Origin of the sequence: Streptomyces massasporeus (genome assembly GCF_014648995.1) — a bacterium.
Classification (GTDB): Bacteria; Actinomycetota; Actinomycetes; order Streptomycetales; family Streptomycetaceae; genus Streptomyces; species Streptomyces massasporeus.
Genome location: NZ_BMSE01000022.1, coordinates 119,062 through 145,002 on the forward strand (window position 1 = coordinate 119,062; position 25,941 = coordinate 145,002).

A 25,941-nucleotide genomic window follows, 5' to 3' on the forward strand; every position below is an offset into this window, starting at 1 on the left:
GCGCGCCGGTACCCGTTTCGCTGCCCTACATGCCAAAAGGGTGCTGTTCGGCACAGCCGCGCGGGTGCATCCGGCCGGGGCTGTGGGGCACAATCGACTGCGCACATTCTGACCGGGCAAGCCTAAGCACAATCGAGGAGACGGTGTCCCAGCTCGAGGAAGCGGACCGGCCGAGCCGGCTCCACGCCGAACACCACATGACCGGAGGCGTCCGTGTCGTGACGCTGCGGGGCGAGATCGACCACGACGTCCGGCACGTGCTCAGCGAAGCCCTGCTGATCGAGGACGGGGCGGTACCGCCGCGGATCGTCGCGGATCTCAGCGGCGTGACGTTCATGGACTCCAGCGGCATCAACATCTTCGTCGCCGCCCACCAGCAGGTGAGCCGGGCAGACGGCTGGGTGCGCATCGCCGGAGCCCAGGAAAGCGTCCTGCGTGTTCTCCAACTGGTCGGCGTCGACACCTTCATCCCCTGCCACCCCACCACGGAGCAGGCCCTGATCACCTGATGCGTACGGGCAGCCCGGTACCTCGCCAGGCTCCCCATGCCTCGTTCTGACGCGCATCAGACGGGTTCCGCCCGACCGCCGCGCTCCACGACACTCCGCCAGAAGTCGATCAGCGCCGTCGCGAGAGCCCGGCGGTGATCTACCGTGATCTCGACGCCGACCCGCTCCCCCATCCGCGGGCCCCGCCCACACCACTCCGGCCGACCGGTCCCCCGAGGAGCGGGCGGCCTGCGCGCTCCGCGCCGAACTGATCGAAGAAGTCGAGTCGGCGGACGTGATTCTGCTGGGCGCACCGATGTACGACTACGCGATCCCTTCCACGTTCAAGGCCTGGATCGACCACGTGTTCGCCGTGGGCCGCACCTCGATGACCGAACACCCCTCCCTCGCGGGGAAGCCGGCGATCGTCGTGACCAGCCGGGGTGGCTCCTACCAGGAGGGGGCCCCTCAGCACGGCAATGACCACGTGCAGAGCTATCTGCGGCAGGCCCTCGGTACCGGCCTCGGCCCGGACGTCACGTTCATCGTCCCCGAACTGACCCTGGCCCCGACCGTTCCGGCCATGCCGATCTCGTACCCCTCTTCGAGACGTGCCGCACCGATTCCCTCGCGGCCGCCGAATCCCACGGCAGGAAGCTGTCCATGCGTACCGCTGCCTAGTCTGTGACCCCGGCTGACCTCGGCCCCCGCTCCGGACAGAGTCGGGGGCCGGGGGATTCAGAACCAGTGCAGGCAGTGCGGGGCGCGGTCGCTGCGGAACAGGGCGTCGGCGAGGGCGGCCGCGTCCGGGCGGTGGGCCCGGATGTGTCCGGCGCGTACGAGCGTGCTCGGGGTGGTGCCGCCGAGGTAGACCGATCCCAGGTCCCGGACGTCCAGGGACAGGTCCGGCTCCCGGTCCGTCGGGACGCAGTCGGCCTTGCCGTCCCGGACGGTCAGCAGATGGCGGCCGTGCTCGCCGAGGAACGGGTCCTCGACGTCGAGGACGAGCTCGCCGTCAGCGAACCAGCCGCGCGCTGACAGCGCACGCGGGACGTCCAGCAGGCGCACCCAGAGCCAGTCCATGTCGCCGCTCACCTGGCCCGCACGGAAGTCCGCGAGCTGCCAGCGCAGCGGGTGCTGGGGCGGGACGTGCTTGAACACGACCCGCGAGACCAGGTCGTGATTGAGCACGAACCGGGCCAGGGCCGTGAAGACGGCAGCGTCGGTTGCGATGGTCTCGTCGACCGTCAGTGTGGTCTCGGGCTCGCCGAGCGAGTAGCTGGCATACCCGTCCGGGACGCCGTCGGCGTCACGGTGGACGGCGACGTAGCGCGGCGCCGGAGAGATCGGGGGCTGCCCCGCGCGCAGGTCCCACCAGCGGTGCGGGCGGGACAGCGCTCCGGGCTGGGCGCGGCGGTACCGGTCGTAGACCTCTTCCAGGATCTCGCCGCACCCGGCGCTACGCAGCACCTCGACCGAGCCGTTGTCAGCACCGGTCACCGGTGCGCCGGCCGTTGCGGACGCCCGGGGTGGAGCGAGGGCGGCCCGGTGACGCGGAACCGTCAGCTCCTGTGTGTAGGTCGCCGGTCCGTAGCCGAACCTGCCGTAGATCGTGGCCTCGGAGGCCAGCAGCACCGAGAGGAACTCCCCGCGGGTCCGCAACTCACCGAGCTGATGCCGCATCATCGCGCTGAGCACACCCTGGCGCCGGTGCGAGGGCAGGACGCCGACGGCGGTCACCCCGGGTGCCGGGACGATGGTTTCGCCGGGCAGGGTGAGTTCGAAGGAGTGCGCGCCGGCGGTGCCGACGGGCCGACCGTCCGCCGTCAGGGCGAGCAGGCAGCGGTCCATTTCGAGCGCCGACCACCAATGCCCGCCACCCTCGACCGGGGTTTCCGGGAAACGCCCGAACGCGGCGTGGACGGTGTCGACGAAGACTTCGAGGTCCTCGTCGGTCGTGGGGCGTATCTCCATCGCTGCCGCTGCCTCCTCGGGACACCGGCACCACGAATGGTGGTGCCGGTAGCAGAGTGCAGCCTCAACCCACGGCGGAGGCAAGCGAATTAACAATCGCCCCACGGCCCGTCCCCCACGGCCCGTCCCTCGCGGCCCGTCGAGCACGGTCCGGTCAGGACAGGATCTCGACGTACCCGTCGCTGCCGTGCACACGGATCCGCTGGCCGTCCCGGATCAGCCGGGTGGCCCGGTCGACGCCCACGACGGCCGGCAAGCCGTACTCGCGTGCGATCACCGCGCCATGGGTCATCAGGCCGCCCACCTCCGTCACGAGGCCCGCGATGCCGACGAAGAGGGGTGACCAACTGGGGTCCGTGAAGGCCGTGACCAGGATGTCGCCGGGCTCGAGATCGGCCTGCCCCATGTCGAGGATGACGCGGGCCCGCCCCTCGACGGTCCCGCCGGACACCGGTAGGCCGATCAGGGCGCCGTCCGGCACGTCGTCGCGCCGGTACGCCCCGTTGACGGTCTCGCCCTCCGAGGTGAGCACCCGGGACGGGGTGAGCGCGTGGTACGTCTGGAACGTTTCCTTGCGCTGCCGGACGAGCCCGTCGTCCACCCGGTGCGAGCGTACGGCCTCGTGCAGCTCCTGGAACGTGAGGTAGAAGATGTCCTCCTTCTCCGGGAGCACCTTGGCCTGCACGAGGCGTTCGGCCTCCGCCAGCAGGGCCTGCTTGTAGACGAAGTAGCGGCTGACGATGTCGTACTTCGGGTACTCCCGGTAGCCGATGAAGGTGCGGACCCGCTCGATCATCCGCTGTGTCTCGTCGGCTTTGCTCTCCCCGTCGGGCAGGTCCCGCAGGCGGGTCAGCACATCCTGTTCCTTCTTCCACGCCTCCTGCCGGCCTTGCTCGAAGCGCCGCTGGGCTGCGCCGGGTTCGAAGTTCCTGACGTTGTCGAGGATCGCCGGCACGAGTGTGCCGGGGCTCTCGCGCCATCGGGGCCTCGTGATGTCGATCTCGCCGGCGCAGCGCATGCCGTAGCGGTCGAGGTATCCCTCGATGGCGTCACGCGCTGTGGCTCCGCCCTCGTGTTTCGGCAGTTCGTCCAGGAAGTCGTCGTCCTCGACGCTCTGCAGGAACGTCACGACCTCCGGATGGGGGCGGATCACGTCCGCGACGTCGAGGAGCGCCAGGCCCATCTCCGACGTGACGTTGTCGGGGGCGGACAGGGTGAGCGTGTCAGCCGCGTTCTTCTCCCCCAGCCACTCGTGCAGCTTGTCGTTGAGCCACCACGTGGCCTCCATGCCCGCCATGATCGCCTGATGGCTGAGCGGATCGCTGAGGACTCGTTTGTGCTCCTGGAAGGCCTCCGTCAGGAAGTCGAACAGCGCGGGTCCGGTCTGCGTGGCGATGTCGCGCCGCAGTGTGGCGATGGACGCCTGGCTGCGCTCGACCAGCCCGTTGACGATGGCCGGATCGGTCTCGATCGGGGCGGGCGCGCCGCCGGCCGGGGATCCGCCGGGAGCCGGGTCCGGGAGCAGGGGGAGGAAGTCGTCGCGGTCGAGGACGGTCTCCAGCGCGTCCCGGGTCAGTGGATCGCCCCTTCCCACGAGGTCCAGGAGGCCGGCGCGGCCCTTGGATGTGGACAGGGCGCGCGTGGCGTCGACGAACAGTCTCCCGCCGGCCTCGGTCATCGGCGCCATGGCCGTCAGCTTCCACATGGACAGCCCGAGGGGTTTCATGGGGTCGGTCATCATCTGCTGATGACCGACGGAGACGTAGATGCGATTCCCCTGGTCGGGGGCCTCGGGGATGGGGAACAGGGTCGTGATGGGCCGGCTCTGCACGATCTGGAAGTCGTCGTCGACCAGGCACCATTCGATGTCCTGGGGGCGGCCGAAGTGTTCCTCGATCCGCCGCCCGAGACGGACGAGCCGCACGACCTGCGCATCCGTCAGCGCCGGCTGCTCCTGCCGCTGTGTGTCGATCTCCACCTCCTGCGTTCCGCCGGTCGGCAGGGCGTGGACGGCGCGCTGTTTGGCGGCGATCGTCTTCGCGACGACTTCGCCGTGACGCACCTTGAAGACGTCCGGGTTCACCAGGCCGGAGACCAGGGCCTCGCCGAGACCGAAGCCGGCGTCCACGGTGGCGACCTTCCGGTTGCCCGTGACGGGGTCGGCCGTGAAGAGGATGCCCGACGCGTGCGGGAAGACCATCCGCTGCACGACCACGGCCATGTCGACCGTACGGTGGTCGATGCCGTTGTGCTGACGGTAGGTCACGGCCCGTTCGGTGAACTGCGAGGCCCAGCACCGGCTGACATGCCGGAGGATCTCCGTGGGCCCCACGACGTTCAGGTAGGTGTCCTGCTGGCCGGCGAAGGAGGCCGTCGGCAGGTCCTCCGCCGTCGCGCTGGACCGGACGGCGCAGGGGGTCTGCTCGCCGAGCCGGGAGAGCGCGCCGGTGATCGCCGCGGCGAGATCGCCCGGGATGGTGATCCCTTCGATGGTCCGGCGAATCTGCGCGCTGAGGGCGCGCAGCGCCTCCCGGTCGTCGGGGTTCAGGCGTGACAGCCGATCCAGCAGTTCCTCGACCGACGGCGCTTGCGCCATGATCTGCCGGAAGGCGTGTGTCGTCACGCAGAAGCCGCCGGGCACGCGGATGCCGTCGATCCGCGACAGCGCGCCCAGGTGCGCGCCCTTGCCGCCGACGAGCGCGAGCTGCGTCTCGTCCACCTCTTGAAGATCCAGCACGTACTGCTCGGTCATCGCGATACCTCCGGTTCTGCCGCACCGCCGGTCGAGCACGTCTCAATCTCCGACACACGCACCTCGTGTCCCCGTTTCCGCAGGTTGTGGCTTCGGCCGATGATTCTGCTCCGAGACGGGGGCCTTGCCGCAAGCCCCCAGGTGCGCTATAAGTTAGGAGAGGCAAGGAGAGAACTCCTTGCCTTTGCGCTTTCCGGAGCGCCGGACCAGAGCGCTCGACGGGGACCACTGGACCGGGCCGCTGGAACCGAGCGGTTTTCCGACGCGGCGGCTGTTACGCTGCCGGTGACGTTGACCTTGTATCGAGGAGTCACAGACGTGGTGGGTGACGACGACATCTCGGGGTGAGACCCGGATCTGACGGCCGCCGGACGCGCTGAGGAAGCGCCGCCGAGGTGGCCGGTTCGTCGTACCTCCTTCCCACGTCTGCCCCGGGCAGAGCTCTCTCTGTCCGTAGTACCCCGAGGTCATCTCCATGTCCGACGCCTCCGTCGTGTGCTCGAACCTGTCCTTCTCCTGGCCCGACGACACCCCTGTCTTCAGCGACCTGTCCTTCACCGTCACGACCGGCCGTACGGGCCTGGTCGCCCCGAACGGAGCGGGCAAGAGCACGCTGCTCAAGTTGATCGCCGGTGAACTCCGGCCCCGTACCGGCTCGTTGTCGGTCGACGGGACGCTGGGCTACCTTCCGCAGAGCCTCCCCCTGACCGGCGATCTGGTCGTCTCCGAGGTGCTCGGCATCGACGCCGTGATCCGCGCCCTGGACGCCGTCGAGTCCGGGGACGTCAGCGAGGAGCACTTCACCACCATCGGCGACGACTGGGACATCGAGGAGCGCACGCGCGCCCAGCTCGACCGTCTCGGCCTGACCGGCCTCGCCCTGGACCGCAGCCTGAGCACGCTGAGCGGCGGCCAGATCGTCCAGCTCGGTCTCGCGGCCCAGCTCCTCAAGCGTCCCGACGTCCTGCTCCTGGACGAGCCGACCAACAACCTCGACCTGGAGGCCCGGCACCAGCTCCATGACGTGCTGTCGGACTTCACCGGCTGTCTGCTGCTGGTCAGCCACGACCGCGTGCTGCTCGACCGGATGGAACGCATCGCCGAGCTCGGCAGCGACGACCTCCGCTTCTACGGCGGTGACTTCACCGCGTACGAGGAGGCCGTTCGCGCCGAGCAGGAGGTGGCCGAGAAGAACGTCCGCAACGCCGAACAGGAGCTGAAGCGGGAGAAGCGCGAGATGCAGCAGGCCCGCGAACGCGCCGAGCGGCGCGCGAGCAACGCCGCCCGCAACCTCAAGAGCGCCGGCCTGCCCCGGATCTTCGCCGGCACCATGAAGCGGGGCGCGCAGGAGTCCGCGGGCCGAGCCGGACAGATGCACTCGGCCCGGGTCGGCGAGGCCAAGTCCCGTCTGGACGACGCCGGGCGCGCGTTGCGCGAGGAGCAACGCCTCACCCTGGACCTGCCCGACACCCAGGTGCCCGCGGGCCGCAACCTCTTCCTCGGCGAAGCGATGCAGGTGCACCTCGGCGGCCGGCAGGTGTTCGCGGAAGGCGGTGTCGATCTCACCGTCAGGGGGCCCGAGCGCATCGCGCTGAACGGGACCGAACGGCGCCGGGAAGACCACTCTGATGCGCCTGATCACCGGTGAACTCGCCCCGCACAGCGGTGAGATCAGGCGCAACGAGGGTCGTATCGCCTACCTCTCCCAGCGTCTGGACCTGCTGGACCTGGACCGCACCGTGGCGGAGAACTTCGCCGCGTTCGCTCCGGAGCGGGCCGAGGCCGAGCGGATGAACCTGCTCGCCCGCTTCCTGTTCCGGGGTGCCCGCGCACATCTGCCGGCCGGGGTGCTCTCCGGCGGCGAACGGCTGCGCGCCACCCTGGCCTGCGTCCTGTGTGCCGAACCGGCTCCCCATCTGCTGCTGCTCGACGAGCCGACCAACAACCTCGACCTGGCCGGCGCCGGTCAGCTGGAGAGCGCGCTCAACTCCTACCAGGGCGCGTTCATGGTGATCAGCCATGACGAGAGGTTCCTCGCCGAGATCGGGGTGAACCGCCGGCTGAGTCTGGCGGACGGCACGCTCACCGAGACGGGAGTTCCCGAGGTGTGAGCCGTCGCGTGTGCAGTGGCCCGCGTCCGCGGCCGTGCGCCCGGCGGGCCGACCACCGATCACATCCTGGACGGATCACTGTGCCCCAGCATGCCCTGCTCGCCCACGACCTCGTCCGCTCCCTGGGCGGCCGACGTGTCCTCGACGGCGTCTGTCTGACCGCCTCCCCCGGCCACCGGATCGGCCTCATCGGGGAGAATGGCGTCGGCAAGTCCACTCTGCTGAGGGTGCTCGGCGGCGTGGACGAACCCGATGCGGGAACCGTCTCCCGCCCCGACGGCCTCGGTTTTCTCCATCAGGAGATGCCTTTCGACGCCGGCGCGACCATCGCCGCGGTGCTGGACGAAGCCCTGCGTGAGGCCCGCGAGGACCTCGCGGAGCTGGAACGGCTCGGCGAGGAACTCGCCCGGCTCCCGGAGGACGACCCGGGTCACCGGGAACTCCTCGCCGCCTACGGCAGGCGGCTGGAGCAAGCCCAGGACCGCGAGTCCTGGGACGCCGACCGCCGCGCCGCCCTGGTGCTGGACGGCCTGGGTCTCGGCGCGTTCGGGCACGACCGCACGCTCGGCTCGCTCTCGGGTGGTCAGCGGGGCCGGCTGGCCCTGGCCGCACTGCTGGTGCGGCGGCCCCCGGCGCTGCTGCTGGACGAGCCCACCAACCACCTCGACGACAGCGCTGCCGCCTTCCTCGAGGAACAACTCCGCGACCTTCCCAGGGCCGTCGTGCTCGCCAGTCACGACCGTGCCTTCCTCGACGCCGCCTGCACCGACCTGATCGACCTCGACCCGGCGGTGGACGGCCCGGTCCGCTACGGCGGCGGCTACAGCGCCTATCTGGGCGAGAAGCGCGCGGAACGGCAGCGCTGGGAGCGGCGATACGCCGAGGAACAGGAGGAGTTGGCGGAGCTGCGGCACTCGGCGGGGGTGACCGCGCGCCGCGTCGCCCCGGACCGGGGTCCGCGCGACAACGAGAAGATGGGCTACGGGCACCGGGCGGGCCGGGTCCAGAGCCAGATCTCCCGCCGCGTGCGCAACGCAGCCCGTCGGCTGGAGGAACTGGAGCGCGCCCAAGCCGCCGAACCGCCCCGGCCGCTGCGCTTCGCGGCCGGGGAACTCGCCGCGCGTGCGGAGGAGAGCGAGCGCCCCCTGGCGTCCTTGCGTGATGTGCGGGTGGCCGGCCGGCTCGCCCTGGACGGCCTGGAGGTGGCGGCGGGCGACCGGCTCCTGGTCACGGGCGGCAACGGGGCGGGCAAGTCGACGCTGCTCGCCGTACTCGCCGGGCGCCTTCCGGCCGAGGGTGAGGTGCACAGGCGGGCCGGGCTGACGGTGGGGCTGCTCACTCAGGACACCGGGTTCGAGCGACTCGACCGCACGGTCCGGGACACCTACGAGCGGGCGGTGGGGCCGGAACGGGCCGAGAAGGTGCCGATCGGCTCGCTCGGTCTGATGCACGAGGCGGACTTGGCCAAGCCCGTCGGGCACTTGTCCGTGGGGCAGCGCCGCCGTCTGGCCCTGGCGCTGCTCGTGGCCCGCCCGCCGCACCTGCTGTTGCTCGACGAGCCCACCAACCACCTCTCCCCGCGGCTGTGCGATGAGCTGGAGGAGGCGCTGGGCACCACGGGCCCGGGCGCGATCGTGGTCGCCAGCCACGACCGCTGGCTGCGCCGCCGGTGGCGGGGCCGGGAGCTGCGCCTGGGGCCGGAAAGTGGGCGGCAGGAGGATGTCCGGCACTGATCCCGGGCAACCAAGACCTGCTCCTACAGGCCCACGTGACGGATCCCTACAGGCCCAGGTGACCTGTTCCTACAGACCCAGGTCGAGCGCGAGGCACGAGTAGAACTTCCACGAGCCTTCGGGGTCGTACGCGTTCGCTCCGCCGCTCGGTGTGGCCTTGGCCCCCTCGACCGTGTCCTTGAGGCGGATGCGCTCGGGAAGCTTGCCGAACCGTGCGTGCCGTGCCGCCGCGGCGGTGTCCGTCGACAGTTCCATGCCCATGACCGGTCTCCCGTTCGGAATCAGCTGTTGCCCCTTGGACGGCACCAGCTTTCCCCTTCATGCGTCACCTGTCAAACCGGTGACGACTTTCCGTCAGCGCATCAGACGGTGATGGTCTTGTACTCGGTGTAGGCGCCGAGGCCCACCGCGCCGTACTCCCGGCCGATGCCGCTCGCCTTGAAGCCGCCGAACGGGCCGTCGAAGGCGACCGAAGCGCCGTTGACCGTGACGGTGCCGGTGCGGACACGGCGGGCGACCGCCAGGGCGTGGGCCTCGTCGGCGGACCAGACGCCCCCGGAAAGCCCGTACTCGGAGTCGTTGGCGATGCGGACGGCGTCGTCCTCGTCGTCGTAGGCGATGACGACCAGGACCGGGCCGAAGATCTCCTCCTGTGCGATGCGCATGGAGTTGTCGACGTCGGCGAAGACCGTGGGGGTGACGTAGTTGCCCTTCTCCAGCCCCTCGGGGATCTGCGGACCGCCGGTGGCCAGACGGGCGCCCTCCTCGATGCCGAGCCGAATGTAGGTGCGCACCCGCTCCTGCTGGTCGGGGCGGATCATCGGGCCGATGAAGGTGTCGGGGTCGGCCGGATCGCCCACCTTCAGCGACTCGACCAGTTCCTTCACCGCGGTCACGACCTCCTCGTACCGGCTGCGCGGGACGAGGATGCGGGTCTGGGCGATGCAGGACTCGCCGTTGTTGAGCAGGGAGCCGAACTTCAGGCCCGCGACCGCCTTCTCGATGTCGGCGTCCGGCAGGATGATGGCGGCGGACTTTCCGCCCAGCTCCAGGCTGACGCGCTTGAGCTGCTCCCCCGCGATCGAGGCGATGCGGCGGCCGGCCCGCGTCGAGCCGGTGAAGGCGATCTTGTCGACCTCCCGGTGGGACACGAGGTACTCACTGGTCTCCCGGTCCGCGGGCAGGACGCTGATCACGCCCTCGGGCAGGCCCGCCTTCTCCAGCAGTTCGGCGAGGAAGCCCATGCTCAGCGAGTTCTCCGGGGACACCTTGAGGACCACGGAGTTGCCCGCGAGCAGGGCCGGGATGATCTTCGCGGTGGCCGAGGAGAACGGCGAGTTCCACGGAATCACCCCGGCCACGACGCCGACCGCCTCGCGGCGCACCACACTGCGCACCGGGGACGCCGGGGCGGAGGACACCAGGGTCTCCTCCCAGCCGAACTCCTCCGCCGCCTTCAGATAGGCGTCGGCCTGCCGGGTCAGGCCCGGCTGACCGGCCCGGGTGAACCATCTCGCCGACCCGTTCTCCTGGGAGATCAGGTGCGCGACCCTCTCGGCGTTCTCCTCGCGCAGCGCGTTGAACCGCCGCAGGACGGCGATCCGCTCCCCCGGCGGGGTCGTACGCCACACCCCCGCCTCGAACGAGGCCCGCGCCGCCGCGACTGCTCGGTCCACGTCGGCCGGCCGTGCCTGGGCCGCGCGCCCGATCACCGACCGATCGTGCGGCGAGGTGATGTCGAGGAGCTCCGGGTCGCTGGGCGACACCCAGGACCCTCCGATGAAAAGCCGGTCGTAGGTGATCATGCGCTGTCTCTCCTCCGGGCACAGGTCGAGCATTGCGACCATCCATCTGCCACATCAATGTAGCACTTAATGTCTACAGCGCCACATGAATGTGCGATCGGCGGCACGGAAGGCAGCTGAAACGGCAAGTGGCCGGGGAGGGTGACACCCTCCCCGGCCACGTCGGCGTTCAGGACTAGCCGCGCCTGGGCAACCGCCAGTTCGGGCGCGGGAAGTGGCAGGTGTAACCCTCCGGATAGCGCTGGAGGTAGTCCTGGTGCTCCGGCTCGGCGTCCCAGAACGGGCCCGCCGGCACCACCTCGGTCACCACCGGCCCCGGCCACAGACCGGACGCCTCGACGTCGGCGATGGTGTCCTGCGCGACGCGACGCTGCTCGTCGTCGAGGTAGAAGATGGCAGAGCGGTAGCTCAGGCCGATGTCGTTGCCCTGCCGGTTGCTCGTGGTCGGGTCGTGGATCTGGAAGAAATACTCCAGGATCGCGCGATAGTCGGTCGCGGTCGGATCGAACACGATCTCGATCGACTCCGCGTGCCGTCCGTGGTCACGGTAGGTGGGGTGCGGCTTGCCGTTGTCACCGCTGTAGCCGACCCGGGTGCGGATCACGCCGGGGAGCGACCGGATCAGCTCCTGCATGCCCCAGAAGCACCCACCCGCCAGCAGCGCCCTCTCCTCGACATCACTCATGGCCCATCACCTTTCTTGCCTTGTCCGTCCCTGCGGGACCAGCCTCGCACATACACTCCCCCGGCGCCGTCACCATCTCGGCTGGTGACGGACCCCTCATTCGCGCCCACCGGTACCTGCTACGCCGCAGTAGCACTTAACGCCTGGATAGCGACAGCGCAGAGACATTAGACACCACAGATTCCACATGAGCTGGCTAGACTCGGCGGAGTGAGAGCTGACGCAGCACGCAACCTGGAAGCCGTCCTGACGACGGGGGCGCGCATGCTCGCCGCCGACCCCGGGGCGAGCATCGCGAACATCGCCACCGAGGCGGGCGTGGACCGACGTACCGTCTACCGGCGGTTCGCCTCCCGCGAGGATCTCCTCGCCGCGATCTACGCCTCCCGCCTCTCGGCCATCGAGGACGCCATCGAGGACGCCCGGCTGCGCGAGGCCCCCGTCGCCGTCGCCCTGCACCGCTACGTCGAGAACATCATCGCCGTCAACCGCACCTGGCCCGTCGACCTCGCCCGCATGCTCGCCGACGACGGCGTCCGCGCCCGCCGGGACGCTTCCGTGCGCGAGGTCGACGTCTTCCTCGAACGCGCCACGCAGGAGGGACTTCTGCGCTCCGACCTGCCTCAGGGATGGGCGAGCGCGCTCCTGCCTCAGCTCATGCATCTCGCGTCCCGGCAGATGCCCGGGCTGAGCCCCGCGCAGGCGGCGGACGTCGTGGTCGACACGCTGCTGCGCGGCCTCGGAGCGCCCTGACGCGGCGGGTGACACGTAGGCCGGATCGCGGCGGATGGCCGAGAATCCCAGGGTGATCGCGAGCAAGGAACAGGGCCGCCGGGACCGATACGCGCCAATGTCATCTTCCCGCACCGCGAAAACGGTCGGCAGCGTTCCGCCGGCTCGGTCGCCCCGGATGGCGCCGACTGCCTGGGCGAACACCGACTCCGCCGCGCCTCCACATTTTCGGCACACCTCGAACACGCCATGAGCACTTCCAGCCGCATGGCGAGAAGCATCCGCACCGGGGGGCAGACGCTCCGCCCGGCCCCTGCCTAGCCTCCCAGGCCATGCGATCACCCCTGATGAGACGTTTCGGCCTCGGCGCCGTCCTCGCCCTCGCCCTCGCCGTGTTCGGCCTGACCCCCAGCGCGAGTGCGGCGGACCCGGCGCCGGCGGAGCTGACCTTCGCCACCGACAGCGCGACCACCACGCCCGGCGGCTCGGTCAAGCTGTCGATGACCATCAAGAACAACAACACCTACGATGTCTGGTTCGTGTACCAGACGATCGAGCCGACCTGGCTGACCACCCAGCGCCCCGACCTCAAGTACAGCTTCTCCGGGTGCAGTCTCACCACCGCCAACGGCCCCGCCCCGTGCACCGGCACCGGCCCGGCCAACCTCGGCGGCAACTACGGCGCCACCATCCCGCCCGGTCAGAGCCGTACGGTCACCCTGACGCTGGACGTCGCGGCCGACTCCGGCTGCAACGGCAACGTCGGCTTCTACTCGTACTTCTACGCCGAGTTCAGCGACTCCACGAACGTCAGCGGAGGCCCGGTGTACACGCCCGTGACGCGAGTGCTCTGCTCCTGACACTCCCTCCGGAGCCGACGGCGGTGACCTGAAAACCTCCATGCCCGGGCAGCCGCCCCGGTCTGGACCACTGGCACTCCGACCGGCGGGCCCCACGGGCCCGCCGGTGCGCCGCTCAGGCCTCGGACCAGCATCCCGGGCCGCCGCGCCCACCTGCTCCGACGTCGGGCCGCGACCGGGAACGGCTCATTTCGCTTTCGGAAGCACCCCGTTCGACACCTGCGCTTTTCCGTCATGTTCCGCAACATGACCGCGAAATCTCCACACAGACATCACTATGTGACGCGAACGGATGCGTGACGAACTGGCTTCTGAGGGGGACGCCGGCGGCACGCAAGGGGGTGCGTCCGCTCCGCGGAGCAGTACTCACCCCTGCCCGGGGAGGGGACCTCACCGCATGAAGCGGACCACACGCACCACCGTGCTCACGGTGGGCGCGCTCATCGCCGCACTGGGCCTGCCGGCCGGCGCGGCACACGCCGACACCACGCCCCGCATCGATCTGCGAGTGCTGGTGGTGAGCGACGGCGGCCCGTCGACCGACGCCATAGCCGCCGAACTGGCCGCGGCGGGTACGCCGTACACCCGGATCGACCTCACGCAGTCCGGCCGGACCGTGATCGACGCCGACTTCCTCGCGGACACCGTGGACGGCAGGCCACGCGCCAAGTTCCAGGCCGTCGTGCTGCCCAACGACAACCCGTTCCCGGCCGGCTCGTCCGAGATGGCGGCCCTGGCGGCGTACGAGCAGACGTACGACGTGCCCCAGGTCGACGCCTACACCTACGCGCGTCCCGAAGCCGGTCTGCAGTACCCGGTCCACGGCGGCTACTCCGGCAGCATCGACGGCAAGCGGGCGGAGGTGACCGCCGCCGGCAAGTCGGGCCCCTTCGGCTATCTCGACGGGGCGGTGCCCTTCGAGGACAACGACCCGGCGATCGGCGAGAGTTACGCCTACCTGTCGAAGCCCGTCGCCGGAGCCGACTTCACCCCGTACGTCGAAGCGGCGATCCCCGGTCAGTCGGCCAAGGGCACGCTGGTGGGCGAGTACCGGCACGACGGTCGGCGCGAGCTGGTCGTCACCTTCGTCTACAACCAGTACCAGCAGCAGTTCCGGCTCCTGGCCCGCGGCATCGTGGAGTGGATGACCGGCGGTGTGCACCTGGGCGCCTCGCGGAACTACTTCGCCGTCCACGTGGACGACGTGTTCGCGGCGGACGACCGGTGGAACAGCCGGCTCAACTGCACCCCCGGCGACGTCGACTGCACGGACCCCACCGCGACGCCCGACCCCATCCGGATGACCCCCTCCGACGTCGACCATGCCGTCGACTGGCAGAACAGCAAGAAGTTCACCTTCGACTTCGCCTACAACGGCGCGGGCAGCGTCGACCACCGCGAGGACAACAACGGCGCCGACCCGCTCGCCGACCGGCTGATCGCACGGCGGGGCGAGTTCCGGTGGATCAACCACACCTACTCGCACCCGTTCCTCGGCTGTGTGCAGGACACGTCCGTGGTGCCCTGGAAGTGCGCGACCAACCCCGACGGCAGCACCCGGTGGATGAGCCGCAACGACATCTCCGACGAGATCGCCACCAACCGGGTCTGGGGCGAGAGCGCCGGACTGCCCCTGGTGAACAGCGAGTTGGTCACCGGCGAGCACTCGGGCATGAAGGTGCTTCCGCAGCAGCCCCAGGACAACCCCAACCTGGCGCTCGCCCTCGACGACAACGACATCGCCTGGCTCGGCTCCGACAACTCCCGTGAGCCCGGCCAGCGCAGGGTCGGTCCGTCCACGACCGTGCCCCGCTACCCGATGAACGTCTTCTACAACGCCGGCCGGGCCGCCGAGCAGGTCGACGAGTACAACTGGATCTACACCAGCCGCGCTCAGGGAGGCAGCGGTATCTGCGACGACAATCCGGCCACCACCACGTGTCTGCCGGCGCCGCTGGACACCGCCACGGGCTACGCCGACCACATCGTGCCTCTGGAGACGCGGATCGCCCTCGGGCACGTCCTGGCCAACGACCCCAAGCCGCACTTCATCCACCAGTCGAACCTGGCCGAGGACCGCATCGCCTACCCCGTGCTCGACGGCGTCCTGAACGGCTACGAGGCACTGTTCTCCGAGGACACCCCCGTGGTGAACCTGCGGATACGCGACATCGGCGCGGAACTCGAGCGCCGAGCGAAGTGGCAGGCCGCGATCGGAGCCGGAGAGATCACCGCCTACCGCATCGGCGGCACGGTGACCGTCGACGCGCCGGACGGACTGTCGGTCACCGCGACCCTGCCCACCGGCACCACGCTGGCCGGTGCCGCGTTCGGCGAGGCCTACGCCGGGTCGGTGTCCGGCTGGACGCCCTCCACGGGCGCGCCGCTCGCGCTCGCCCTGCCGGCCTCCGCCGTGGCTCCGGCCGCCGACGCCGCCACCGAGACCGCCCCGGCCACCGAGCCTGCCCCGGACACCCGTGTCCCCGCGGGCGTCACCGACCCGGTGGGGCGCAGCACAGACGGCTGAACGGCGCATCCGCGCACGACCTGAAGGTCCTGGGCGCCCCGCGGCGGTCAGGACCGGCCCGAACCACCCCACACCTCGGCCGTGGAGCACATCGATGCCCGTTCCCCAGGGCGCGCGACGTACCGGAGCGACGCGCGTCACCCTGCTCACCGAAGGCACCTACCCGCACAGCCACGGAGGCGTCAGCGTCTGGTGCGACCAACTCGTCCAGGGCATGCCCGACCTGGACTTCGACGTCATCGCCGTCACCGGCACCGGACGTGAGCCGGTCGTCTGGGACCTGCCCGCGCACGTAGCCGGCGTGCTGTCCGTCCCCATGTGGGGCGCCCCGCCCGAGGGCCGCCCGCCCCGGGGCCGGTCCCGCAACCAACTCGCCGCCGCCTACGAGCGGTTCCTGACCGCGCTGCTCGACCCGCGCGCCGAGGACGGGTTCGCGCCCGCCCTGTACGCGCTGGCGCGGGCCGCGTCGGACGGGACGCTGAGCCCCTTCCTGCGCGCGGACCGGGCGATCGCGATCCTCACCGCGCTGTGGAGCCGCCCCGGACTCGCGGTGCGCGAGGCGCGGCCGACCCTGCACGACGCGCTCACCGCGACCGCCCTGCTGGAGCACGCCCTGCGCCCACTGGCCGCCCCGGCCCCCGAGAGCGGGGTCGCGCACGCGGTGAGCGGCGGAGTCGCCGTCCTGCCGGGCCTCGCCGCCCTCGAACAGCACGGCGTTCCCCTGCTGTTGACCGAGCACGGGGTCTATCTGCGCGAGCGCTACCTCGGATACCGCACCGCGCCCTACCGCTGGCCGGTGAAGGCCGTCGTCCTCGGGTTCTTCCGGCTGCTCGCGCAGGAGAGCTACCGCCGGGCCGCCCTGATCACACCGGGCAACCGCTACAACCGGCTGTGGGAGGAGGAGGGCGGCGCCGACCCCGAGTCGATCCGCACGGTCTACAACGGCGTCGACCCCGCCGCCTTCCCGGCGGCCGGGCCCGAACCGGACTCCCCCACCCTCAGCTGGGCCGGCCGCGTCGACCCCATCAAGGACCTGGAGACCCTCATCCGGGCCTTCGCCCTCGTCCGCGACCGGCTCCCGCACGCGCGCCTGCGGTTGTTCGGCGGGACACCGCGGGGCGGAGAGGCCTACCGGGAGCGCTGCGAGGCCCTGGCCGCCGAGCTCGGACACGCCGACGCCGTCACCTTCGAAGGGCGCGTCGACGACATCAAGGACGCCTACGCCGCCGGGAACGTCGTGATGCTCTCCAGCATCAGCGAGGGCTTCCCCTTCACCCTGATCGAGGCCATGTCCTGCGGGCGGGCCACCGTCTCCACCGACGTGGGCGGTGTCCGCGAGGCCGTCGGTGACACCGGGCTGGTGGTGCCCCCGCGCGATCCGGCGGCGATGGCCGCGGCCGCGCTGGAGCTGCTGGGCGATCCCGGTCGGCGCAGGGCGATGGGTGAGGCGGCCCGGCTGCGGGTCATCGAGCAGTTCACCCTCCGGCAGACCATTGACACGTTTCGGTCCGTCTATCTGGACCTGGCCCATCCGAGCCAGGAGTTGACGATCGTGCCGCCGTTCGGGGTGTCCGCGCCGGCCGTCCACGGCACCGGAAGCCTCGCGCTGTGAGCGGGCCGATGTCCCTCGAACCCGGGGGCACGGAGCAGGACACGCTGGCCATCCGGCTGGCCGGTCCCCGCCCTCCGCGCCGTCGGCCGCGCTGGGCCCTGGACGACACCACGCTCGCCATCCGGCTGCCCCGACAGGGCCCCGACGAGGAGGCGGTCAGCGAACTCGCCGCCGAACTCGCCGACCGCATAGGCCCCGCCGTCCACCCCTACGAGGTGGCGGCGCTGCTGGAGGCGGAGGGACTGTCCGCTTCGCTGATCAACGAGCGGTACGGCCACCCGAACCTGTTCTCCCTGGCCTCCGCCCTCTACGAGCGGGTGCCGCGCACCTTCCCCGAGCCCGCCCCGGCGGCCGACCCCTGGCGTCCCGACACCCTGCGCTGTCTGCTGCGGGGCGTGCTGTTCGCCCTGCCGGGGCTCGCCTACCTGCTGACCGCGCCGCTGTGGAACGCCGGCGGGTACGCCCCCGCCCTCATCGTGGCCGGGCTCGTCTCCTGGGCGTGGGGGCAGGCGCTCGGCCACCGCGCGCACCTGCGGATGGCGACCGGACGCCGGGAGGCGGGCCGTACTCTCCTGTTCGGCGCGCCCGTGGGAGCGGTGGCGGCCACGGCGGTCGCCGCGCTGCCCGCCGAGGGCGGACCGGTGACCCTGGTGGCGGCCGCGCAGTCCGCTTACCTGGCGGCCGCCGGTGTCCTGCTGGTGCTGGGCCGGGAACGGCTGCTGCTGTCCGCGCTCAGCCCGCTGCTCGCGGGAGCCGCCGTCCTGCCCTGGTGGGAGCCCGGCCCCGCCCTCCGGGCCGGGCTGCCCCTGCTGGCGCTGCTCGCCACGCTCACCGTCACCGGCTGGGTCCTGCGGGGTGCCCTCGCGGTCCCGGCCGTCACCGACGCGACCCGGCCGCGGCTGCTGTGGTCGCTGCCGTACGGCCTGTTCGGGCTGGCCGCGGGGGTGCTGGTGCTGCTGGAGGGGCGGGAGGAGCCGTACGCGGTGATCGTGCTGACGCTGAGCATGGGGCCGGCGGAATGGCTGCTGTACCGCTACCGGGGACTGTCGGTCGCCGCGCTGCGGGCCACCGCCACGCCCGCCGGGTTCCTGCTGCGCTCGGCCGGCGTCCTCGGCCTCTGTCTGCTCGCCTATCTCGCACCGCTGCTGCCCGCGGCCCTGCTCACCGGCTCCGACCCGGCCGCCCTGCTGCTGCTCGCCGCCGTCCTGTGGACCGCACTGCTGCTCCAGGCGTTCGGGGCGGCCTGGTCGTCGGCCGGGATCTGCCTGGCGGCGGCCGCCGGGGCCGGAGCGGTCGTCCTGTTCCGGCTGCCACCGGGCGCCGCCCTGGCCCTGCCACTCGCCTGCGGCGCCGCCGCCCTGTGTCTGGCGGCCTGCGCGCTGTGGCTGCTCGGCCGGCCCGCACCGCACGCCTGAGCCCCGCCCCGCTCTCCGCTCGCATCCCACCCAACCGAAGGGACACCGCAGTTGACCTCCGCACCGCTCGCCGCCGTCACCGGAGCCGAGGGTTTCATCGGCTCGCACCTCACCGAGGCCCTGGTCGCCTCCGGCCACCGGGTCAGGGCCATGGCCCAGTACAACTCCTTCTCCTCCTACGGCTGGCTGGAGACCCTGCACCCGGACGTCCTGGACCAGGTGGAGATCGTCCTCGGCGACGTCCGTGACCCCGGCTCCGTCCGCGGCCTCCTCGAAGGCGCCGACACCGCCTACCATCTGGCCGCCCTGATCGCGATCCCCTACTCCTACCAGGCCCCGCACAGCTACGTGGACACCAACGTCACCGGCACCCTCAACGTGCTGGAGGCCGTGCGCGCTCTCGGCACGCCCCGGCTGGTGCACACCTCCACCAGCGAGACGTACGGCACCGCGCAGACCGTGCCCATCACCGAGGACCACCCCATCAACACCCAGTCCCCGTACGCCGCTTCGAAGGCGGGAGGGGACCGGCTGGCCGACAGCTACCACGCCAGTTTCGGCACTCCGGTGGTCACGCTGCGGCCCTTCAACACCTTCGGGCCGCGCCAGTCGATGCGCGCGGTCATCCCCACCGTCATCGGGCAGGTCGCGGCGGGAGAGCGGACCATCACCCTCGGCGACCTGCGTCCCACCCGGGACTTCACCTTCGTCAAGGACACCGCGCAGGCCTTCCTCGCCGTCGGCACCGCGCCCGCCGGGCAGGTCGTGGGCCGCACCTTCAACGCCGGGACCGGCGGGGAGATCTCGGTCGGCGACCTGGTCGCGCTGATCGGCAAGGTGATGGACACCGCCCTCGACGTCCGCGAGGACACCGCCCGGATCCGCCCCGCCAACTCCGAGGTGATGCGGCTGGTCGCGGACGCGAGCCGGCTCGCCGCCGCCACCGGCTGGCAGCCCGCGCACACCCTGGAGGAAGGTCTGGCGGCCACCGTGGAGTTCTTCCGCGACCCGGCCAACCTCGCCCGCTACAAGACCGGCATCTACAACATCTGACACCGCACAGCGGATCTCGTCCGTCACGTCCGCGCACGTCCACGAAGCGTTCACGAAGGAGGAGCCCATGCACGCAGTGATCCTGGCGGGAGGCAAGGGCGTCCGGCTGCGGCCGTACACCACCGCGCTGCCCAAGCCGCTCGTGCCCATCGGCGACCAGCACGCCATCCTGGAGATCGTGCTGCGCCAGCTGTCCACGGCCGGTTTCACCAGCTGCACCATCGCCATCGGCCACCTCGGCGAGATCATCCGCGCCTACGTCGGCGACGGCTCCCAGTGGGGCCTGGCCGTCGACTACGCCACCGAGGAGAGCCCGCTGGGCACCATGGGCCCGCTGCTCAACCTGCGCGACCGCCTGCCCGAGACGTTCCTGGTGATGAACGGCGACGTCCTCACCGACCTCGACTACGCCGACGTCCTGCGCCGGCACCGCGCGTCCGGTGCCCCGCTGACCATCGCGACGTACGCCCGCAAGGTGCACATCGACTTCGGGGTGCTGACCACCGACTCCAGCAAGGTCGTCGCGTTCACCGAGAAGCCGAGCATGGACTACCGCGTCTCCATGGGCGTCTACGGCCTGTCCCGCACCACCCTCGACGGCTACACGCCCGGACTCCCGCTCGGTTTCGACGAGTTGGTGCTGGATCTGCTCAAGACCGACAACCAGCCGCACGCCTACGACTTCGACGGGTACTGGCTGGACATCGGACGCCCGGACGACTACGACCGGGCCAACGCCGAGTTCACCACCCGCAAGTCGCTTCTGCTCAAGGGAGCCTGAGCACGTCATGCGCATTCTCGTCCTGGGCTCAACCGGCTATCTCGGCGCTCACGTCGCGCAGCGGCTGCGCGCCCTGCCGGGCGCGCAGGTCGTCGTCGGCGGCCGGTCGCCGGCCGCCGACGTCGACGTCGATCTCGCCCGCGTCCGCCCGGAGCAGCTGGCGAAGGCCCTGGCGTCGGCCGCGCCCGACACGGTCGTCAACTGCGCGGGCGCGACCGGCGGCGACGCCGTCACGCTCGCCGAGGTCAACGCGCGCGGTCCCGCTGTGCTGTGCGCCGCGCTGCGCGAGATGGCCCCCGCGGCCCGTCTGGTGCACCTGGGCTCGGCCGCCGAGTACGGCCCGGGCGCGCCGGACACGCCGGTGACGGAGTCGGCGGCCACCCGCCCGGTCGGCCCCTACGGTGCGACCAAGCTCGCGGGCACGGTCGCGGTGACCTCCTCCGGCCTGGACGCGGTGGTGCTGCGGGTGGGCAATCCGGTGGGGCCCGGTGCGCCGCCCACCGGGCTGCCCGGCCGGATCGCGGCGCTGCTGCGCGAGGCCGGGCCCGACCCGGCGGCGGTGCTGCGGCTCGGCGACCTGTCCGCCCACCGCGACTTCGTCGACGTGCGCGACGTGGCGCGGGCGGTGGTCCTCGCGGCCACGGCTCCGGGCCCGCTGCCGCCCGTCCTCAACCTCGGCGGGGGGCGGGCCGTCCCGGTGCGCGACCTGGTGGCGAGTCTGGCCGGGCTGGCCGGCTTCCGGGGCCGGATCGAGGAGGGCGCGGCGAGCCCGGCCGGTTCGGCCCGCTCCGCGCAGGTGTCGTGGCAGTGTTCGGACATCACCGCCGCCGAGGAGGCCCTGGGGTGGCGTCCGGCGCACTCCCTGGACGACGCGCTGGCCACTCTGTGGGAAGGCGGCCGCACACCGTGAGCCTGCTGATCCCGCTGTACGTCCATCCGGCCGAGGACCCGGGCGCCTGGCACCGGCTGATCACCGCGGCCACCCGCACCTACGGTGTCGTTCTCAACCCGGCGAGCGGTCCGGGCGAGGTCCCCGACCCGGCTTTCACCGCGGCGGCCGGTGCGCTGCGAGCCGCGGGGGCGCGTCTTCTGGGCTACGTCGACACCGACTACGGGGTGCGTGACCCCGCGGAGATCACCGAGGACGTACGGCGGCACCGCGAGTGGTACGCGGCGGACGGCTGCTTCCTGGACCGCGTGACGGCGACGGCGGACGGGCTGCCGGCCTGCCGCCGGCTGGTGCGGACGCTGCGCCGGCTGGGGGTCGGAACGGTCGTCCTCAATCCCGGCGTCCACCCGGCGCCGGGGTACGCCCGCCTCGCCGACCTGACCGTCACCTTCGAAGGTCCCTGGTCGACGTATGTCTCCGCCTTCAGCCTGCCGGGGTGGGCCGCACGGCACTCCCCCGAGCGGCTGTGCCATCTCGTGTACGGCGTGCCCGAGGCGCTCGTTCCGCTGGCCGTTCGCACGGCGCACGAGCGCGGAGCGGCGGTCTGCGGCCCGGTGACGGGCGAACCACCCAACCCCTGGGCCCAGTTGACGCCGGCCCTCGCCGGGGCGGAGCGATGACCGGGCGGGCCCTTTCCCGCGCGGCCCTGCTCACCGCCTTGGCGGCCACGGCGCTGACGGGCTGCTCCGGCGCCGAGCCACCGGGCGACGCGCACGGTACGGCGTCGCCGTCGCGGGCCGTGTGGAAGCCCCGCCCGGGTCTCGCCTGGCAGTGGCAGCTCGACGGCAGGGTCGACGCGTCGGCCGACGTGCCGGTCTACGACATCGACGGTTTCGAGAACTCCGCCGCGGACGTGGCCCGGCTGCACCGCGCGGGGAGGAAGGTCATCTGTTACGTCAACGTGGGCGCGTGGGAGGACTTCCGGCCGGACCGGGACGCCTTCCCCCGTTCGGTTCTCGGCGAGCCCAACGGGTGGTCGGGCGAGCGGTGGCTGGACATCCGGCAGTCGTCCGTCCTGCGGCCGATCATGGAACGCCGCTTCGACATGTGCCGCGACAAGGGGTTCGACGCGGTGGAGCCCGATCTGGTGGAGGGCTACGGCAACGACACCGGCTTTCCGCTCACCGCACGTGACCAGCTCAAGTACAACCGCATGATCGCGGACATCGCCCACGAACGGGGGCTGTCGGTGGGACTGAAGAACGACCTTCCCCAAATCCCCCAGCTCGTGCGGCACTTCGACTTCGCGGTCAACGAGGAGTGCGCCCAGTACGACGAGTGCGGCGAGCTCTCCCCGTTCATCGAGGCGGGCAAGGCGGTGTTCCACGTGGAGTACAAGGAGCCGCGGAGCAGTTTCTGTGCCGAGTCCCGCCGGCTGAGGCTGTCGTCGATGCGCAAGGAACCGGCACTCGGGGTGTGGCGGAGCCCTTGCTGACAACGCGGGTGCCATGGCTACCCGTGGGGCACGAAGTCGGGCAGGGTGAGCGCCGAGTGGGCCGGGCGGCCCGTGGCCGAGGGCAGGACGCTGAGACGGCGCAGCATGGCGTTGCGCTGTTCCAGGGCCTCGGCGGTGGTGGGGAAGAGTGCGGCGTCGCCCTGGCCGATCTGATCCTGGTTCAGCGTCACGAACTCCCGGGTGTCGTGTTCGTACGCGGCGAAGCCCGCGGCGGCGTCCCGCTGGGCCAGGGATCCGGCGAGCATGTACGCACCGACGAGTGCGAGGCTGGAGCCCTGTCCGGTGAGGAACGAGGGCGCGTACGCGGCGTCGCCCACCAGGGCGATCCTGCCGCTGGACCAGCGGGGCAGGCGGATCTGGCTGACCACGTCGGCGAACAGATCGTCCGCGCCGCGCAAGGAGGCGATCATTCCCGGCACTTCCCATCCGGCGTCGGCGAAGACCGAGGCGAACAGGTCCCGTTGGGCTCCCGGGTCGCGGAAGGTACCGGAAGGCGGTTGCGGGTGGGCGAAGGTCAGGAAGGCGCGCTCGAAGACGTCCTGGTCACGTTCTCGATGCGCATCGCGACCGACATGCTCGGCTCGGCGGAGTACGCGACGTTGCAGCGACTGGTCCGCACGCAGTTCGGCCACCTGCCGAACGGGGGCGAGAACTCCATGGCCGACACCCCCGACGAGGCGCTCGCCGAGCGGTTCGCCGCCTTCGCCGCCGCCGGGCTGCTCGACGTCCCCGACGCCCGGCTCGCGGCCGACCAGTTCATCGCGCTGACCTTCGGCGTCGCGCTCAACAGGTACGGTTCCGCCAACGCCGCGGAGGACACCCGCGTCCGGCCGCTCGTCGTCGAGGGAGTGCGGACCTTCCTCCGGGCGTACCGGGCCGAGTAGGGCCGGGACATGTCGAATCCTGCCGCGTTCCGCGATCGGACCAACTGGTCGGGCGGTTTCTACGAACTGGCCATCGAGGTCGGATCGACGGAAGACGCCGCGATCCAGGCGGTCCTGAGTGCTGTGTGGTCTGCGGCAGGTGCGCGAGGATCCTTCGCCTTCACGGACCGTGAACCCGAGGAGCAGGAGCCCGTGCCGTGCACGGTCGCCTCTCTGACCGCATACGGGCACCTTCACGGTCAGGTCCTCCTGCCGAACGGCCGACTGGCCGTGTGCGGTGCCGTGGCGATCCGCGGAGGTGACGACAGCAGCGACTGGCTGGACTTCTACGTCCCCACCGGAGCACTGGACAAGGCAGGTGTCCCCTACTGGGACGGCCGGCCGTTCTACAGGTCCGCCGTCCTGGACGACTGGCTCGCGGGCGTGGGGACCGCGACCTTCGAGCGGGCGCCCTTCAGGCTCGGGGTGATCGGCTGGGAAGTCTCCGGATGCACCGACGCGGCAACGCTGGCGGGCAGGTTGCCTCAGGAACGCGGGATCGGTTACCTGCTCCCGCAGCAGGAAGGCCTGTTGTACGGGGCGGCCAACGACTGAACAGACCCTGAGGGCTCCCGTCCCGTGCGTACGGGACGGGAGCCCTCAGGGTCTGTTGCGGTGTATTCAGGTGCGTCGCGTCTGCCCGCTACGGGTCAGGCGTGGCGGTGCGAGCGCCGGTTGCCGGCGACGACGCGGTACAGGGCGAGCAGGATGAGGGAGCCGACGATCGCGGCGATCCACGTGGACAGGTCGAAGAACCCGTCGATGGAGTCCACACCGAAGATGACCTTACCGAGCCAGCCGCCGAGCAGACCACCGACGATGCCGATGAGCATGGTGATGATGATGCCGCCCGGGTCCTTGCCCGGCATCAGTGCCTTGGCGATCGCGCCGGCGAGGAGCCCGATGATGATCCAAGCAATGATGCCCATGGTGCGTCTCCGCTTCGTCGTATAAGGATTCTGTTAAGTCATCGGGTGCGCCGATCCCGCCCGCCCAAACGTCTCCGTCCGATATCAGCTCTGCAGGCCCCGCTCAGACGCCGGTTGACGGGTGGTCCGACGGGAACCGTCGAGGGCGGCGACCGCGCGCACGGCATCCGCGATGGCCGGGGAGTCCTTTCTCAAGATCGCACCGTGGTTGGCGGCGACCTTGACGCTGTCGATGTTCGCGTTGCGAGCGGTCACCGCCTCCAGGCCGGTGCGGATCCGCTCCTGCTCGTCACCGCGGCTGCCGAACGACGTTCCCGACGCGACGACGTACCGCACCGGGACGGTGATGCCGTCCAGCACCGGGCCCAGCTCATGCGCGCGGGAGAGCCTGCCGAGCTCGATGTTGCTGTTCGCCTGCTCCTCGGCGGTCATCCGCGGGGTGAGGCCCGTCGGGCGCAGCAGCGGCAGCACCCACCCCATCCGCCGGAACAGCTTCCGTATCCGCTGCTCCATGGCGTCGTCGAGCCAGTCGTAGGGGAAGGCGCCGTCGACGAGGACCGCGCCCACGGTGCGGTCCGGATTGCGTCCGGCCCAGTGAGCCGCGACGACCGCTCCGTAGGACCAGCCCACCAGGAGCGCCCGGTCCACGCCTCGGGCCGCGAGGACGGCGTCGACGTCCCGGACGGCCGCCTCGAAGGAATAATCCGCCGAGCGCTTCGACTTGCCGCGGGCCCTCTCGTCGTAGGTGATGTGCCGCCACCCCGGCCCCAGTTCGGCGAGGGTGTGCCGCCAGTACCCCTGGGTGGCGAACTGGCCGTTGAGGTAGACCACCGGGGTTCCGGGGCCGCCCGTGTCGGTGACGGCCAGGGCCGTGTCCTCGACCGGCACCATGCCGGACCAACGCGGCTGCTTCGGGGAGGTGCTCTTGTTCGTCATGTCCTGGACCTTTCTTGCGCGGCTTGCCGAACTCGTTCGGACGGGTGGCGGGCTGCTAGAGGCTGCGGGCGGTGATGTCGCCCTGGGCGGTGGTCGCGTGGAAGGTCAGGCCGGCGGCGGCGCCGGCGTTCTTGAGGGCGTTGTGGATCCGGCCGTGGCGGGTGCCGGCGTCGAGGGAGGCGGAGACGCCGTGGGCGGCGGCGACGGTGATGTCGCCCTG

21 protein-coding genes and 4 pseudogenes are annotated in these 25,941 nt (G+C 71.2%); 16 read left to right on the forward strand and 9 right to left on the reverse strand.

Features of this window, described 5'->3' with window-relative positions:
- Positions 1–143 precede the first annotated feature (143 nt).
- Positions 144–509 (forward strand): STAS domain-containing protein, encoded by a 366-nt coding sequence (locus IE153_RS34730; RefSeq protein WP_229829316.1) that lies wholly within the window; start codon positions 144–146, stop codon positions 507–509.
- 217 nt (positions 510–726) lie between these two features.
- Positions 727–1,176, forward strand: a pseudogene (locus IE153_RS34735) (NAD(P)H-dependent oxidoreductase); the annotation flags it as partial.
- Between the two features lie 50 nt (positions 1,177–1,226).
- Here the strand turns inward: IE153_RS34735 and IE153_RS34740 are convergent.
- Entirely contained in the window at positions 1,227–2,462 is a 1,236-nt protein-coding gene (locus IE153_RS34740) for a GNAT family N-acetyltransferase (RefSeq protein WP_189593688.1), read from the reverse strand.
- 154 nt (positions 2,463–2,616) lie between these two features.
- On the reverse strand, positions 2,617–5,214 hold the full coding sequence (rph, locus tag IE153_RS34745) for a rifamycin-inactivating phosphotransferase (RefSeq protein ID WP_189593689.1): 2,598 nt from the start codon (positions 5,212–5,214) through the stop codon (positions 2,617–2,619).
- A gap of 475 nt (positions 5,215–5,689) precedes the next feature.
- On the opposite strand from rph, the pseudogene abc-f reads away from it, so the two are divergent.
- Together abc-f and IE153_RS34755 are read left to right on the forward strand one after the other, a co-directional pair.
- Positions 5,690–7,325, forward strand: a pseudogene (gene abc-f / locus IE153_RS34750) (ribosomal protection-like ABC-F family protein).
- Positions 7,326–7,405: 80 nt separating this feature from the next.
- Positions 7,406–9,058: an ABC-F family ATP-binding cassette domain-containing protein gene (locus IE153_RS34755; protein ID WP_189593690.1), complete on the forward strand. Its 1,653-nt coding sequence runs from the start codon at positions 7,406–7,408 to the stop codon at positions 9,056–9,058.
- Positions 9,059–9,127: 69 nt separating this feature from the next.
- Here the strand turns inward: IE153_RS34755 and IE153_RS34760 are convergent, their stop codons facing one another.
- From IE153_RS34760 to msrA, 3 genes are all read right to left on the reverse strand, one after another.
- Entirely contained in the window at positions 9,128–9,319 is a 192-nt protein-coding gene (locus IE153_RS34760; RefSeq protein ID WP_189593691.1) for a hypothetical protein, read from the reverse strand.
- A 101-nt stretch (positions 9,320–9,420) separates the two neighbouring features.
- Positions 9,421–10,863, reverse strand: coding sequence for an aldehyde dehydrogenase (locus IE153_RS34765; RefSeq protein WP_189593692.1), 1,443 nt, complete (start codon positions 10,861–10,863; stop codon positions 9,421–9,423).
- A 175-nt stretch (positions 10,864–11,038) separates the two neighbouring features.
- Complete coding sequence (gene msrA, locus IE153_RS34770; RefSeq protein ID WP_189593693.1) at positions 11,039–11,548, reverse strand: peptide-methionine (S)-S-oxide reductase MsrA; 510 nt, start codon at positions 11,546–11,548, stop codon at positions 11,039–11,041.
- A gap of 264 nt (positions 11,549–11,812) precedes the next feature.
- Here msrA and IE153_RS34775 point away from each other — a divergent pair, with 264 nt between their 5' ends.
- The 10 genes from IE153_RS34775 (at position 11,813) to IE153_RS34820 (ending at position 22,912) form a co-directional block, all read left to right on the forward strand.
- The gene (locus tag IE153_RS34775; protein WP_189593713.1) at positions 11,813–12,301 is read left to right on the forward strand and encodes a TetR/AcrR family transcriptional regulator; all 489 of its coding nucleotides are present in this window, start codon (positions 11,813–11,815) and stop codon (positions 12,299–12,301) included.
- 326 nt (positions 12,302–12,627) lie between these two features.
- Positions 12,628–13,140 carry a hypothetical protein gene (locus IE153_RS34780; RefSeq protein ID WP_229829317.1) on the forward strand — a complete coding sequence of 171 codons (513 nt, stop codon included), beginning with the start codon at positions 12,628–12,630 and terminating at the stop codon, positions 13,138–13,140.
- 397 nt (positions 13,141–13,537) lie between these two features.
- Positions 13,538–15,667, forward strand: a complete 2,130-nt coding sequence (locus IE153_RS34785) for a hypothetical protein (RefSeq protein ID WP_189593695.1) — start codon at positions 13,538–13,540, stop codon at positions 15,665–15,667.
- Positions 15,668–15,761: 94 nt separating this feature from the next.
- Positions 15,762–17,279 (forward strand): GT4 family glycosyltransferase PelF, encoded by a 1,518-nt coding sequence (pelF, locus tag IE153_RS34790; protein ID WP_189593696.1) that lies wholly within the window; start codon positions 15,762–15,764, stop codon positions 17,277–17,279.
- Positions 17,276–18,694, forward strand: a complete 1,419-nt coding sequence (locus IE153_RS34795) for a hypothetical protein (RefSeq protein ID WP_189593697.1) — start codon at positions 17,276–17,278, stop codon at positions 18,692–18,694. Before pelF ends, IE153_RS34795 begins: the two co-directional genes overlap by 4 nt.
- A gap of 51 nt (positions 18,695–18,745) precedes the next feature.
- Entirely contained in the window at positions 18,746–19,747 is a 1,002-nt protein-coding gene (locus IE153_RS34800) for a GDP-mannose 4,6-dehydratase (protein ID WP_189593698.1), read from the forward strand.
- Between the two features lie 67 nt (positions 19,748–19,814).
- Entirely contained in the window at positions 19,815–20,528 is a 714-nt protein-coding gene (locus IE153_RS34805) for a nucleotidyltransferase family protein (protein ID WP_189593699.1), read from the forward strand.
- A 7-nt stretch (positions 20,529–20,535) separates the two neighbouring features.
- Positions 20,536–21,438, forward strand: a complete 903-nt coding sequence (locus tag IE153_RS34810; protein WP_189593700.1) for an NAD-dependent epimerase/dehydratase family protein — start codon at positions 20,536–20,538, stop codon at positions 21,436–21,438.
- A complete protein-coding gene (locus IE153_RS34815; protein ID WP_189593701.1) occupies positions 21,435–22,097 on the forward strand; it encodes a spherulation-specific family 4 protein in 663 nt (220 codons plus the stop codon). The genes IE153_RS34810 and IE153_RS34815 overlap by 4 nt, the downstream gene beginning before the upstream one ends.
- The gene (locus IE153_RS34820; protein WP_189593702.1) at positions 22,094–22,912 is read left to right on the forward strand and encodes an endo alpha-1,4 polygalactosaminidase; all 819 of its coding nucleotides are present in this window, start codon (positions 22,094–22,096) and stop codon (positions 22,910–22,912) included. The genes IE153_RS34815 and IE153_RS34820 overlap by 4 nt, the downstream gene beginning before the upstream one ends.
- A 17-nt stretch (positions 22,913–22,929) precedes the next feature.
- Here the strand turns inward: IE153_RS34820 and IE153_RS34825 are convergent.
- Positions 22,930–23,457: pseudogene (locus IE153_RS34825) on the reverse strand (Rossmann-fold NAD(P)-binding domain-containing protein); the annotation flags it as partial.
- Between the two features lie 48 nt (positions 23,458–23,505).
- On the opposite strand from IE153_RS34825, the gene IE153_RS34830 reads away from it, so the two are divergent.
- Both IE153_RS34830 and IE153_RS34835 read left to right on the forward strand, forming a co-directional pair.
- A complete protein-coding gene (locus IE153_RS34830; RefSeq protein ID WP_229829318.1) occupies positions 23,506–23,817 on the forward strand; it encodes a TetR/AcrR family transcriptional regulator C-terminal domain-containing protein in 312 nt (103 codons plus the stop codon).
- Positions 23,818–23,826: 9 nt separating this feature from the next.
- Complete coding sequence (locus IE153_RS34835; protein ID WP_229829319.1) at positions 23,827–24,411, forward strand: hypothetical protein; 585 nt, start codon at positions 23,827–23,829, stop codon at positions 24,409–24,411.
- 95 nt (positions 24,412–24,506) lie between these two features.
- Here IE153_RS34835 and IE153_RS34840 read toward each other — a convergent pair whose 3' ends face one another.
- From IE153_RS34840 to IE153_RS43005, 3 genes and pseudogenes are all read right to left on the reverse strand, one after another.
- Positions 24,507–24,785, reverse strand: coding sequence for a GlsB/YeaQ/YmgE family stress response membrane protein (locus IE153_RS34840; RefSeq protein WP_185015051.1), 279 nt, complete (start codon positions 24,783–24,785; stop codon positions 24,507–24,509).
- 84 nt (positions 24,786–24,869) lie between these two features.
- Positions 24,870–25,721, reverse strand: coding sequence for an alpha/beta fold hydrolase (locus IE153_RS34845; RefSeq protein ID WP_189593703.1), 852 nt, complete (start codon positions 25,719–25,721; stop codon positions 24,870–24,872).
- 55 nt (positions 25,722–25,776) lie between these two features.
- Positions 25,777–25,941: pseudogene (locus IE153_RS43005) on the reverse strand (DUF4097 family beta strand repeat-containing protein); the annotation flags it as partial.

What these genes read in the sequence shown, in the direction of transcription:
- IE153_RS34775 (WP_189593713.1), top strand. Translation starts at nt 11,813, where the DNA reads ATGCTCGCCGCCGACCCCGGGGCGAGCATCGCGAACATCGCCACCGAG.
- IE153_RS34820 (WP_189593702.1), top strand. Translation starts at nt 22,094, where the DNA reads ATGACCGGGCGGGCCCTTTCCCGCGCGGCCCTGCTCACCGCCTTGGCG.
- IE153_RS34740 (WP_189593688.1), bottom strand. Translation starts at nt 2,462, where the DNA reads ATGGAGATACGCCCCACGACCGACGAGGACCTCGAAGTCTTCGTCGAC.
- IE153_RS34810 (WP_189593700.1), top strand. Translation starts at nt 20,536, where the DNA reads ATGCGCATTCTCGTCCTGGGCTCAACCGGCTATCTCGGCGCTCACGTC.
- IE153_RS34780 (WP_229829317.1), top strand. Translation starts at nt 12,628, where the DNA reads ATGAGACGTTTCGGCCTCGGCGCCGTCCTCGCCCTCGCCCTCGCCGTG.
- rph (WP_189593689.1), bottom strand. Translation starts at nt 5,214, where the DNA reads ATGACCGAGCAGTACGTGCTGGATCTTCAAGAGGTGGACGAGACGCAG.
- IE153_RS34840 (WP_185015051.1), bottom strand. Translation starts at nt 24,785, where the DNA reads ATGGGCATCATTGCTTGGATCATCATCGGGCTCCTCGCCGGCGCGATC.
- IE153_RS34765 (WP_189593692.1), bottom strand. Translation starts at nt 10,863, where the DNA reads ATGATCACCTACGACCGGCTTTTCATCGGAGGGTCCTGGGTGTCGCCC.
- IE153_RS34785 (WP_189593695.1), top strand. Translation starts at nt 13,538, where the DNA reads ATGAAGCGGACCACACGCACCACCGTGCTCACGGTGGGCGCGCTCATC.
- pelF (WP_189593696.1), top strand. Translation starts at nt 15,762, where the DNA reads ATGCCCGTTCCCCAGGGCGCGCGACGTACCGGAGCGACGCGCGTCACC.
- IE153_RS34830 (WP_229829318.1), top strand. Translation starts at nt 23,506, where the DNA reads ATGCTCGGCTCGGCGGAGTACGCGACGTTGCAGCGACTGGTCCGCACG.
- IE153_RS34805 (WP_189593699.1), top strand. Translation starts at nt 19,815, where the DNA reads ATGCACGCAGTGATCCTGGCGGGAGGCAAGGGCGTCCGGCTGCGGCCG.
- msrA (WP_189593693.1), bottom strand. Translation starts at nt 11,548, where the DNA reads ATGAGTGATGTCGAGGAGAGGGCGCTGCTGGCGGGTGGGTGCTTCTGG.
- IE153_RS34845 (WP_189593703.1), bottom strand. Translation starts at nt 25,721, where the DNA reads ATGACGAACAAGAGCACCTCCCCGAAGCAGCCGCGTTGGTCCGGCATG.
- IE153_RS34760 (WP_189593691.1), bottom strand. Translation starts at nt 9,319, where the DNA reads ATGGGCATGGAACTGTCGACGGACACCGCCGCGGCGGCACGGCACGCA.
- IE153_RS34835 (WP_229829319.1), top strand. Translation starts at nt 23,827, where the DNA reads ATGTCGAATCCTGCCGCGTTCCGCGATCGGACCAACTGGTCGGGCGGT.